Genomic DNA, 11332 nt, shown 5'->3' with positions numbered 1-11332 from the left:
GGGGCGACACGCCCCGGCCGCTCCGTCGCGTTTCCGGACAACACCTCACACCGGCGGCCGAACCCGGCCAATCCGACGGTCGTACCCCTGTAACCCCGTATCCAGTCCTGTTGTCCGCGGACAGCCACAACACGCCCTGGACCGACCCGAAACTCGAACCGTTTCGATCAATAATCGTTCACCCTACGCATCTCGATCGAGCGTCAATAGGCCACAGAAGCGACGTAATCGATGATTTGAGCAACTCGGTGTAGCAGCGCCTGTACGAAGCGTTATTCTCCTCAGACGCAATCCGGTACCCCTTCCGTCGCTACGACGGGTGAATGGTTCCGTACTGCACGTGATGCAAGCTCTGCCTCTGGGAGTCCCGTGTACCCACACGTCGGGGTTGACACCTCGGGCCTGGCTACGCTGCGCGCAACGGTCGCTACGGTCCATGACCTCTTGCGCGGCGTCGTCCCCACCGCGTTCGCCGTCCCCGCCTTCGCCACCACCGCTCCGCTCGGCCCGTGCTACGCACTGGCCGAGGGCAGCGCCGCGGTGGGCAGACGAGGACGCTCGGCCGGCGCGGCCACCGTCCGTCGGCCGGCCGCCGACAGTGACAGCGCCCGGATGATGGACCTCGTCGAGCGCGCCCAGGCCGGTGAGGCCGACGCCTTCGGGCGCCTGTACGACCAGTACAGCGACACGGTCTACCGCTACATCTACTACCGGGTGGGCAGCAAGGCGACCGCCGAGGACCTCACCAGCGAGACGTTCCTGCGCGCCCTGCGCCGCATCGGGACGTTCACCTGGCAGGGCCGCGACTTCGGCGCCTGGCTGGTCACCATCGCCCGCAACCTCGTCGCCGACCACTTCAAGTCGAGCCGCTTCCGGCTGGAGGTGACGACCGGCGAGATGCTCGACGCCAACGAGGTCGAGCGCTCACCGGAGGACTCCGTCCTGGAGTCCCTCTCCAACGCCGCGCTCCTGGACGCCGTGCGCCGGCTCAACCCGCAGCAGCAGGAGTGCGTGACGCTCCGGTTCCTGCAGGGCCTCTCCGTCGCCGAGACCGCGCGCGTGATGGGCAAGAACGAGGGTGCCATCAAGACCCTTCAGTACCGGGCCGTCCGCACCCTCGCCCGCCTCCTGCCGGAAGACGCCCGCTGAACCCGTCCCCCGCCCGCGACCGACGCCACACATTCCGTGACGCCAACTCACCTTCAGTGAAAGTCCGTTGTCTTCCCGATCCGCTCATCCGCAGTCCGTAACCCAAGTGCCGCGCCAGTCGTTGTGCGGGATACAGGCTCCCTGTGGTCACGTCCTGGCCACCCCCGATCACTCGATCGTGTGGAACCGGTCCAGGGCGTGCAACCGTCAGGACCCCAGGGGAGTCGACCGTCATGACGAGAGGAGGTGCCGCCAGTGATCGCGAACGTATCGGCGCACCGGCGGGCGAGCGCCTTCGCCCAGGCCCTGGAGGAGCAGTCCGACTGTTCCTCCCAGGGCACGGCGGCCGAGCAGACCGAAGGATCACCGCCGACGCCGGCCGCTGCGGACCAGACCGGGCAGGGCCAGCTGCTGGCCCTCGCCACGAGTCTCGCCGAGCTGCCCAAACCGGAACTCGATCCCGAGGTGAAGGTCGTCCAGCGGGCCCAGTTGGTCGCCGCCATGGAGGCCATGCTGCAGGCGGGCACCGCGGGAGGCGAAACGGCGGATACCCCGATGCCGGAGCAACGCTCCCACCGGGCAAGGGGCACTCACCGGGCCGGTCCGCTGGGCAAGTTCCGACCGCGTTCCCGCCTCGCCAAAGGCCTCACCGCGGGCGGCCTCAGCGTCGGCGTCGCGGCGGGCGCCTTCGGCGGGGTCGCCGCCGCGAGTTCCGACGCCCTCCCGGGCGACGGGCTCTACGGGCTGAAGCGCGGCATCGAGGACTTCAAGCTCAACTATCTGTCCGACGGCGACGACGAACGCGGCCGGACCTATCTCGACCAGGCCTCCACGCGGCTCAGCGAGGCCCGGCGGCTCATGGAGCGGGACCGCAGCGGCGACCTCGACCACGAGTCGCTCGGCGAGATCCGACGTGCCCTGAACGGCATGCGGCACGACGCGTCGGAAGGCCACCGTCTCCTCCACGAGGCGTACGAACGCGACCCGAACTCCCTGGGCCCCATCCAGGCCCTCGACGCGTTCTCCCGCTCGCACCGCGAGGTCTGGGGCGCCCTGCGCGACCGCCTGCCGGTCCAGCTCGGGGACGTCAGTCAGCAGGTCTCGTCGGTCTTCGAGGCCATAGACGAAGAGGTCGCCCCGCTGCAGTCCCTGCTCCCGCGGCCCCCCGCCCAGGGCGGCAGCGGCACCCGGCACGGCTCCGGCTCGGCGTCCACCGGCACCACGGACCCCGGCCGCACGACCACCCCCGGCACCGGCACCGGCCACGACCCGACCGACGGCACCGGCAGCAACACCGCCGGCAGCCCGAGCAGGTCGTCCTCCTCCGGCGCCGGCGACGACGGCCTGCTCGGCGGCAACACCGGCGGCCTCCTCGACCCCCCGAAGGACACCGGCAGCACCGCCCCGACCACCAACGTCCCCAGCACCCAGCCGGACGTCACCCTCCCACCCCTCCTCCCCGGCCTGCTCCCAGGCCTGGGCATCGACAGCGAGGACGCGGACTGACCCCAGCCCGCACGACTGTGGGGCGCCCCCTCCCAGGAGGAGCGCCCCACAGTCGTACCCGAACCACCCCGACCCAACGAACAGCCGAAAGCCCCCTGGAACAACCCCGCCCGGCACCGGACCCGGGCTCCGAACCGGAGGCGACGGACGCCGACCACCCAAGACCCGGCTCCCCGGCTCCCCGGCTCCCGTCAGAAGAACACCGACCGCCGCTGCACCAGCAACCTGGCCCCTCCTTCTGCTGTTCCGCACCGCTCGCGGACTCCGAACAGCCGCGCCGGACTCCATCCGGCGGCTCACCGAACCCCGGCCGACCGAGCCCCAGCCCCCCGGCTCCCCGGCTCCCCGGCTCCCCGGCTCCGTCAGAAGAACACCGACCGCCGCTGCACCAGCAACTTGTAGAGCGTGTGCTGGATCTGCTCGCGGACCTGGTCCGTCAGGTTGAACATCAGCATCGGGTCCTCCGCCGCCTCCGGCGGGTAACCGTCCGTCCGGATCGGCTCTCCGAACTGGATCGTCCACTTGGTCGGCAGGGGAATCCCGCCCAGCGGACCCAGCCACGGGAAGGTCGGCGTCAGCGGGAAGTACGGGAACCCGAGCACCCGCGCCAGCGTCTTCGCGTTGCCGATCATCGGGTAGATCTCCTCGGCCCCGACGATCGAGCACGGGATGATCGGCGCGCCCTGGCGCAGCGCCGTGGAGACGAAGCCGCCCCGGCCGAACCGCTGAAGCTTGTAGCGCTCGCTGAAGGGCTTCCCGATGCCCTTGAAGCCCTCCGGCATCACCCCGACCAGCTCGCCCTTGGCCAGGAGCCGTTCGGCGTCCTCCGAGCAGGCGAGGGTGTGCCCGAGCTTGCGGGCCAGCTCGTTGACGACCGGCAGCACGAAGACGAGGTCGGCGGCCAGGAGCCGCAGGTGCCGGCCCGCCGGGTGGTGGTCGTGGACGGCGACCTGCATCATCAGGCCGTCCAACGGCAGCGTCCCCGAATGGTTCGCGACGATCAGCGCGCCACCTTCGGCCGGGATGTTCTCGACACCCTTCACCTCGACCCGGAAGTACTTCTCGTACACCGGCCGCAGCAGGGACATCAGAACCTGGTCGGTCAGCTCCTCGTCGTAGCCGAAGTCGTCGACCTCGTAGTCGCCCGTGAGACGCCGGCGCAGGAAGGAGAGCCCGCCCGCGATCCGCCGCTCCAGGCCGCCGCCGTCCTCGACCTGCCGTTCCTCACCCGTCACAGGAACATCATCCTGCCCGGCCGCCCTGGTGGGCAGGGGCTGGACCTCAGCGACCTCACCGGCCTCACCCACCTCACCGATCTCCCGGACCGGCGCGGGCTCGCCGTTCCGGCGCCGGCTCACCGCGCCCCGGCGCCTGGGCGGCCGCGCTACGGCGCTCCCCCGGGACCGGTCGTCGTCGAACGGAATGACCTTGGCGTCCGCCATCGTTGATGCGCTCCTCAGTTGGCGCTCTGCGTCGGGAGGTGGACCGGGGGCCGGCCGCCGCCCGGCAGGGGCAGCGCGGCGACCCGGTCGACGGCCCCGGCAACGGCCTCGGGCGGCAGAAGTCCGGGTCCGTGACTGCGCGCGAAGTCCGCGAAGGTCTCGGCCGTCGTGTACCGCGGCGTGAACCCCAGCGTCTCGCGCATCTGGTCCGTGGACACGACCCGGCCATGGGTCAGCAGCCGGATCTGCTCGGGCGAGAAGTCCGTCATGCCCAGCGTACGCACCAGGGACCCCGCCCAGGTGACGGCAGGCAGAAGCAGCGGCACGGTCGGCCGCCCGAGCCGGCGCGAACACTGCGACAGCAACAGCACCCCGTCACCGGCGATGTTGAAGGTGCCGCTGTTGAGGGTGCCCCGCCGCGGTTCGTGCGAGGCGATCCGCAGCACCTCGATCACGTCGTCCTCGTGCGCGAACTGGAGCCGCGGGTCGTAGCCGAGCACGGTGGGCAGCACGGGCAGCGCGAAGTACGAGGCGAGCGGCGTCTCGGCGGTGGGCCCGAGGATGTTGGCGAACCGCAGCACGCACACGGCCACATCGGGCCGTCGCCGGGCGAACCCGCGCACATACCCCTCGACCTCGACGGCGTCCTTGGCGAAGCCACCGCTGGGCAGCGACTTGGCCGGGGTCGTCTCGGTGAAGACGGCGGGATCACGCGGCGCGGATCCGTAGACGTTGGTGGAGGACTTGACCACCAGCCGCTTCACGTTCGGCGACTTCTGACAGGCACCCAGGAGCTGCATCGTCCCGATGACGTTGGTCTCCTTGACCACGGTCCGGCTGCCACGGCCCAGCGCGGTCGCCGTCACGTCCAGGTGGACGACCGTGTCGGCGCCGGTCTCGGCGAGCACCCGCGCGATGGTGGGCTGCCGGATGTCGGCCTCGATGAAGTCGGCGCCGCCGAGATGGTGCTCGGGACGCACCGCGTCCACGGCGATCACCCGGTCGACCTGTGGGTCACGCTGGATCCGTCGTACGAACCGGCCCCCCAGCTGACGGGCCACTCCGGTAACGAGCACGACCTTTCCCAAGATCAGCGCCTTCCTTCCGTCCTGGAACCGCCGGCTGCCCTGCCGAGTTCCCGTCTGCGGGCCAACCTAGCGTGTCGATGTTGCGCTGTGGTGACCGCCCGCTGCGCGAAGTGACGAGAATCCTTCGGTCATACGACCAGTTCAGCCATGGTGCACGTCCAGGCATGCGCACGGAGTTCAGCCGACCGTACGGCACCTGGATATGCGTGTGGCCCCCCACCGATAACACGGTGGGGGGCCACACCACGCCTACGCGGCTCGCGTCGCGCGAAGTAAGTGCTTGCGCTTACTCCTGCCGGCGCTTACTTCTTGTTGCGACGCTGAACGCGCGTGCGCTTGAGCAGCTTGCGGTGCTTCTTCTTGGCCATCCGCTTGCGCCGCTTCTTGATAACAGAGCCCACGACTACCCTCGCTCACTTCTCATCACTCGGTGCTGGGCGCCATGGGCCCATACGACCTACGAGGGGCTAGCCTACCCGCCCGAGCGCTGAGGTCGTAATCGAGAGGCGGGAGGGGCCCGAGACGGCCCTGAGGCCGGGCCCCACCCCGGGCCTGCCCTGCCGGACAGGCCCTGGCCGTCAGGCGGTTTCCACCCCCACGTAGCTCTCGCGGAGGTACTCGTGAACCGCTTGCTCGGGGACGCGGAAGGACCGCCCCACCCGGATCGCGGGCAGATGACCACTGTGCACCAGTCGGTACACGGTCATCTTCGACACTCGCATCACCGAGGCGACTTCCGCCACGGTAAGGAACTGAACCTCGTTCAGAGGCCTCTCGCCAGCTGCAGCCATGACACACCTGAACCTTCCGCACTCGACTCGACGGCCACCGGCTTCCCCTTCCGGTGACTCTTCGTCGCTGCGTGCTCACTCCCCAATGTAGGGGCGGGTGATGCGAGTGGGGAAGAGGTGCACCCATCAGCGGCCTACCGTGACAGACACGCTCGATTGAGTACGTAGCGGGTCAGCGGCCTGTAGTAAGTGGACCGCACGGCGTCATCAAGTGGAACGACGACGGAGACGACTCCCTCGGCCTCCCCCACGAACAGCGCGGGGTCGTCGGTGTCCGCGAGCCCGATGGCCTCGAACCCCAGCTGACCTGCCCCGCAGACCCACCCGTGGTCCCCGATGACCAGCTCGGGCAGCGGCCCTCCGCCCTCGGCCGCCGCCGCGAGCGCGACCCGAACCGGGAGCGGTGAATGGCTGTGCGCACCGGTCGCACAACCGGCGCGTTCGGCATCCGCCTCCCGGACGACCGCGACTCCCCGTACATAGTCGAGGTTGTGCGTACGTAGACCGAACCGGGTCGTTATGTCGACACAGTGACCCTGCGCCGGGGTGAGGACATCACATCCCGCCGTCGACAAAGCGTCCGCAACAGTGGCGTAGAACCCCAGTAACCGATGCGGATGACCGGTGCCCAGCAGCACGGGCGCGCCACGCTGGGCGACCGAGGCGAGCCGCTCCGCGAAGGCGTCCAGCGCGGCCAACGTCCGCTCAGGATCGATCACATCATGCCCGGAAACGCAGCCGGGATCGGCCGAGACTCCACACCTGTCGGCCATCAGCGCGATCAGGTCCCGCTGCCCCCAACTCCTCTCAGGATCAAGCCCGATCAGCACCCGGGGATCACGAGCGGCGAAGAGCCGGTAGCTCCGCAGACTCTCCTCCCGCGAGGTGGCCACCACCCCGGCCAACCGCGCAGCAAGCAGATGCGCCCGAAGCCCACCGGAACTCAACACAAAGGCGATGTTGACGGACGGACGGCGGCGCCGGGCGGAAACGGGGGCAACACCGCACAGTTGGCGTAAGCGCCGGCCCGGCCGCCGCCCTCACCCCGTCCGACGGTCCTTCGCCCCCGTCCGTCCCCCGGATCCTTCCAGCCCGTCCGTCCCCCGGATCCTTCCAGCCCGCCCGCCGGTCCTTCGACCCCGTCCGTCCCCCGGTCCTTCCAGCCCGCCCGCCGGTCCTTCCAGCCCGTCCGGCGTTTGAGGACGAGGCCGTTCAGGCCGATCCCGGGGGTCCAGGGGGCAGAGCCCCCGGGCGGGGTCGAAGGGGCAGAGCCCCTGGGGACGGGAACGGGTAGGGGCGGCGGGGGCGAGGAACCCCGGCGTCACCCCTACGCCAGCAACCCCCGCAACGGAAACACGGCCCGCCGAGTGGCCAACACCGCCTGATCCAACCGATCAGCGGGGTCGTACCCGGCCTCCCACCCCGCCCACTCCACAGGCCACCGCCCATCAGTCATCCGCATCGGCCCCAACTGCCGGGTACGAGCGAAAACCTCCTGCCGCCACCCCTCAGGAATCACCGTCTCCGGCGCCACCGGCACCCCCGCCGCCACCCCCACCAAATGCGTCCACGACCGCGGCACCACATCCACCACCGCGTATCCGCCCCCGCCCAACGCGACCCACTTCCCCCCGGCGTACTCGTGCGCCAACTCATGGCAGGCCACCTGCACGGCCCGCTGCGCGTCGAGAGATACCGCGAGATGGGCCAACGGATCCTCGAAGTGCGTGTCGGCCCCGTGCTGGGTCACCAGCACATCCGGCCGGAAATCGGCGATCAGTTCCGGCACCACCGAGTGGAACGCCCGCAGCCACCCCGCGTCCCCGGTCCCGGCCGGCAGGGCGACGTTCACCGCCGACCCCTCCGCCCCCTCCCCACCGGTCTCCTCGGGCCACCCGGTCTGCGGGAACAAGGTACGAGGGTGCTCGTGCAGGGAGATCGTCAGCACCCGCGGGTCCTCCCAGAACGCCGCCTGCACGCCGTCCCCGTGATGCACGTCCACATCCACGTACGCGACCCGCTTGGCCCCCAGCTCCAGCAACCGGGCGATCGCCAACGACGCGTCGTTGTAGATACAGAACCCCGACGCGCCCCCCGGCATCGCATGATGCAACCCGCCCGCGAAGTTCACCGCGTGCAGCGCCTCCCCCCGCCACACCGCCTCCGCGGCCCCCACGGACAGCCCGGCGATCAGAGCGGACACCTCATGCATCCCCGCGAAGGCCGGGTCGTCCATCGTCCCCAGCCCGTACGACTGGTCCGCCGCCCCCGGCTCGACCGACGCCGCCTTGACGGCCTGGACGTAGTCCTCCCGGTGCACGAGCCGCAACGTCGACTCCCCGGCCGGCTTCGCCGCGACGACGTCCACCTCGCGGTCGAGCCCCAGGGCACCGACCAGCCTCCGGGTCAGATCCAGCCGAACCGGATCCATCGGATGCTCGGGCCCGAAGTCATAGCCCGTTACTGCCTCGTCCCACATCAGCTGTGCGCGGCCGCTCATGCCCGCCACCGTATCGGTCCGATTGAGCGGCGAACGACCGGGCGTACACCAAGGTCACCAGCACCAACACCATCGGCACCACCATCGCTCCCCGGTAGCTCCAGGCGTCCCCCAACGCCCCCACCAACGGCGAACCGATCAGGAACCCGACGTAATTGAAGATGTTGAGACGAGCGATCGCCGCATCCGAGGCCCCGGGGAACAACCGTCCCGCCGCCGCGAACGTCTGCGGCACCAGCACACACAAGCCGAGCCCCACCAGCGTGAACCCCAGCATCCCGACCCACGCTCCGGGCGCGAAGGCGACCACCGCGAACCCCGCAGCCGCCACCAGCGCCCCCAGCCGCACCACCGCCGCGGCCCCGAACCGCCGCACCCCGAAGTCCCCGATGGCCCGCCCGACCAGTGTGGTCACCATGTAGACGTTGTACGGAACGGTGGCCAGCTGCTCGCTGCTGCCCAGCACGTCCTGGAGGTACTTCGCGCTCCAGTTGGAGACCGTCGAGTCCCCGATGTAGGCGAAGGTCATCACCAGACACAACGGCAGCAACACCTTGAAGACGACGCCCGGACCGCCGCCCCCCGGCCTGCCGTCCTCCGCCGGGCCGCCCTCCACAACCCCGGCCCCAGACTTGGCTGCCGTGGACTCCCCGTCCACATACCAACGGCTCCCCACCAGGACGGTCGGCAACAGCACCGCCACCACCGGCAGATACGACACCCACAGCGCGAGATGCCAGTGCGCTCCCACCCACGCCAGCGAGGCCCCCACGATCCCGCCCAGGCTGTACACGGCATGAAAGCTCAGCATGATGCTGCGCCCGTACGTCCGTTGCAGACTCACGCCGAGCATGTTCATCGATGCGTCCAACGCCCCCACGGCGAGGCCGAAGGCCGCCAGGGCCACACCCAGCTCGGCCATCCCCCGCCCCGCCCCGACCCCCAGCAGAGCCAGGAGCACGACCGGCTGGGACCAGCGCAGCAGCAGACTGGGCGGTATCCGCTTCACCAACTGCTCGGTCGTCACGCTCCCGACCCCTGCCAGGACGGGTACGGCGGCCAGAAAGACGGGCAGCAGCGCGTCCGAGACGTCGTACCTGTTCTGGATGGCCGGGATCCGGGTCACGAGCAGAGCGAAGGCCGCCCCCTGAGCGAAAAAGCTGAACGCCAAAGAGGCCCTACCGCGCCGCAGCACTTCTGTCATGGCGGCGAGCGTAGAGCCCCTGCGTACTCGTGGGTAGATCCAGCCAAAGATGAATTCGCCTCAGCTTTACCCGGGTTACCGGGCGAGGACGACCTCAGGCATCTCGACCTCGGCCCCGACACCGGCCTCGGCGCCCTCGCCGGCCTTCACCTCGGAGGCGACCATCTCCGCCATCGGCCCGGCACCGAGGGCTCCACCGGCCACGAAGCCGATCCCCATCGCCACGACCATGATCACGGACCCGAGCCACACCATGGTGTCCACCGGCACGGTGTACGCCCCCACGACCCGCACGACACACTCCGCGAGCAGCACGGTGCCCCACACGATCGAGAAGGCCCGCTCCCGCCTACGGAAGGCCACCGACGCGGCCGCCGTCCCACTCTCCAGCCGCGCCCAGGCAGCCTCCCTGGCCGCGTCGCCCTTCACCAGGAACGGCTTGAGCCCGGCGGTCATCATCGGCTTCCCCAGCGCCACGGAGACCAGGATCCCGATCCCGACCGTGCTGCTGACCCCGCTGTCCTTGGCCAGCATCAGCCGCGGGTCACCGGAGACGAAGCTGAGCATCAGTCCGACGATGTTGACGACGAGGATGAGCCCGGCGAGCCCGTTCAACGTCCGCTTGCTGACCGCGCTCCACATGGTCCGCCCGGCCGGCACCACGCTGCTCCAGGCGAGAGCGGCGAAGGTGCTCATCCCGAAAGCGCCCTTGAACAGGTAGTACGACCCGAGCGGCACCGCGACGTCCATGAGCAGCGGGGCGAAGGCGTTCTGCTTCTTGTGCTGGTTCGTCGTCATGCCCTTAGCTTCGCCGCCGGGAGGGGTCCCCCAGTAGAAACGATCGTCCGGAGCTACGCATGACAAATGTCAGCCCGGGACCGGATCGACCGTCAGATCAGCAGGTCGGGCAACTCCCGCAGCTCGGAGAAGAGTTGAGTGGCCCCGGCGAGCTTCGCGGCCGGCGTCATCGCGGTGAACCCGTACACGTCCATCCGGGCCGCCACAGCCGCCCGCACCCCCAGCGGACTGTCCTCGACGACCACACACCGCTCCGGCGCCACCCCCATCCGCCGGGCCGCGTGCAGGAAGAGATCCGGCGCCGGCTTCCCCTTCCCGACATCCTGCGAGCTGAAGATCCGCGCGTCCTCGAACCACCGGTCCAGCCCGGTCTTCCGATGCCCCACCCGAATCCGCTCATGGCTCCCGGAGGACGCCACGCAGTACGGCACCCCGTCCGCGGCCAGCTTCGCGAGCACGTCCACAGCGCCCGCCACGGGCTCGAGCTCCTCCTCGAAGGCCGCGAACACCCGCCGGTGGAACGTGTCGTCGAACTCCGTCGGCAGCCGCTGCCCTGTGCGCTCCTGGACCAGGTCGTGGATGCGGTGCATCGCGGACCCCATGTAGTCACGGATGGAGTCCTCGTAAGAGGTGGGATGCCCGATCTCGGTCAGATAGGCCGCCAGCAGCCGATTGGAGATCGGCTCACTGTCCACCAGGACACCATCGTTGTCGAAGATCACCAGGTCGTAGCGCATGCCTAGACCCTAAACGAGCCCAAACGCAGAAAACCCCCGCACCATAAGGTGCGGGGGTCTCCCGTAATATTTGTTCGGCGGTGTCCTACTCTCCCACAGGGTCCCCCCTGCAGTACC

At 69.8% G+C, this 11332-nt stretch carries 11 protein-coding genes; 2 read left to right on the top strand and 9 right to left on the bottom strand.

What is annotated here, in order from left to right:
* The first annotated feature begins 369 nt into the window (after positions 1-369).
* Complete coding sequence (locus ACFWBB_RS41410) at positions 370-1149, top strand: ECF subfamily RNA polymerase sigma factor, BldN family (RefSeq protein ID WP_385284104.1); 780 nt, start codon at positions 370-372, stop codon at positions 1147-1149.
* Between the two features lie 255 nt (positions 1150-1404).
* Complete coding sequence (locus ACFWBB_RS41405) at positions 1405-2655, top strand: DUF5667 domain-containing protein (protein ID WP_385284101.1); 1251 nt, start codon at positions 1405-1407, stop codon at positions 2653-2655.
* Between the two features lie 362 nt (positions 2656-3017).
* Here the strand turns inward: ACFWBB_RS41405 and ACFWBB_RS41400 are convergent, their stop codons facing one another.
* The 9 genes from ACFWBB_RS41400 to ACFWBB_RS41360 form a co-directional block, all read right to left on the bottom strand.
* On the bottom strand, positions 3018-4097 hold the full coding sequence (locus ACFWBB_RS41400; protein ID WP_385284098.1) for a lysophospholipid acyltransferase family protein: 1080 nt from the start codon (positions 4095-4097) through the stop codon (positions 3018-3020).
* 14 nt (positions 4098-4111) lie between these two features.
* Positions 4112-5185, bottom strand: coding sequence for an NAD-dependent epimerase/dehydratase family protein (locus ACFWBB_RS41395; protein WP_385284095.1), 1074 nt, complete (start codon positions 5183-5185; stop codon positions 4112-4114).
* 302 nt (positions 5186-5487) lie between these two features.
* Complete coding sequence (locus tag ACFWBB_RS41390) at positions 5488-5586, bottom strand: 30S ribosomal protein bS22 (protein ID WP_003948845.1); 99 nt, start codon at positions 5584-5586, stop codon at positions 5488-5490.
* A gap of 177 nt (positions 5587-5763) precedes the next feature.
* On the bottom strand, positions 5764-5976 hold the full coding sequence (locus ACFWBB_RS41385; protein WP_004984898.1) for a helix-turn-helix domain-containing protein: 213 nt from the start codon (positions 5974-5976) through the stop codon (positions 5764-5766).
* A 134-nt stretch (positions 5977-6110) separates the two neighbouring features.
* The gene (locus tag ACFWBB_RS41380; protein ID WP_385284092.1) at positions 6111-6926 is read right to left on the bottom strand and encodes a phosphatase; all 816 of its coding nucleotides are present in this window, start codon (positions 6924-6926) and stop codon (positions 6111-6113) included.
* 377 nt (positions 6927-7303) lie between these two features.
* Positions 7304-8476: an acetoin utilization protein AcuC gene (locus ACFWBB_RS41375; RefSeq protein WP_385284089.1), complete on the bottom strand. Its 1173-nt coding sequence runs from the start codon at positions 8474-8476 to the stop codon at positions 7304-7306.
* Positions 8427-9680, bottom strand: a complete 1254-nt coding sequence (locus tag ACFWBB_RS41370; protein ID WP_385284086.1) for an MFS transporter — start codon at positions 9678-9680, stop codon at positions 8427-8429. Before ACFWBB_RS41370 ends, ACFWBB_RS41375 begins: the two co-directional genes overlap by 50 nt.
* A gap of 75 nt (positions 9681-9755) precedes the next feature.
* The gene (locus ACFWBB_RS41365) at positions 9756-10478 is read right to left on the bottom strand and encodes a VC0807 family protein (RefSeq protein ID WP_385284083.1); all 723 of its coding nucleotides are present in this window, start codon (positions 10476-10478) and stop codon (positions 9756-9758) included.
* 92 nt (positions 10479-10570) lie between these two features.
* A complete protein-coding gene (locus ACFWBB_RS41360) occupies positions 10571-11215 on the bottom strand; it encodes an HAD family hydrolase (protein WP_385284080.1) in 645 nt (214 codons plus the stop codon).
* Positions 11216-11332 lie beyond the last annotated feature (117 nt).

The sequence above is a fragment of the Streptomyces sp. NPDC060000 genome, assembly GCF_042737375.1.
Classification (GTDB): domain Bacteria; phylum Actinomycetota; class Actinomycetes; order Streptomycetales; family Streptomycetaceae; genus Streptomyces.
The sequence above is the reverse complement of the archived record's forward strand: the minus strand, read 5'-3'. Positions and strand labels throughout refer to the sequence as shown.

Bases quoted from the DNA above. Each gene is read 5' to 3' on its own strand.
- ACFWBB_RS41370 (WP_385284086.1), bottom strand. From the start codon at position 9,680: ATGACAGAAGTGCTGCGGCGCGGTAGGGCCTCTTTGGCGTTCAGCTTT.
- ACFWBB_RS41375 (WP_385284089.1), bottom strand. From the start codon at position 8,476: ATGAGCGGCCGCGCACAGCTGATGTGGGACGAGGCAGTAACGGGCTAT.
- ACFWBB_RS41400 (WP_385284098.1), bottom strand. From the start codon at position 4,097: ATGGCGGACGCCAAGGTCATTCCGTTCGACGACGACCGGTCCCGGGGG.
- ACFWBB_RS41360 (WP_385284080.1), bottom strand. From the start codon at position 11,215: ATGCGCTACGACCTGGTGATCTTCGACAACGATGGTGTCCTGGTGGAC.
- ACFWBB_RS41365 (WP_385284083.1), bottom strand. From the start codon at position 10,478: ATGACGACGAACCAGCACAAGAAGCAGAACGCCTTCGCCCCGCTGCTC.
- ACFWBB_RS41385 (WP_004984898.1), bottom strand. From the start codon at position 5,976: ATGGCTGCAGCTGGCGAGAGGCCTCTGAACGAGGTTCAGTTCCTTACC.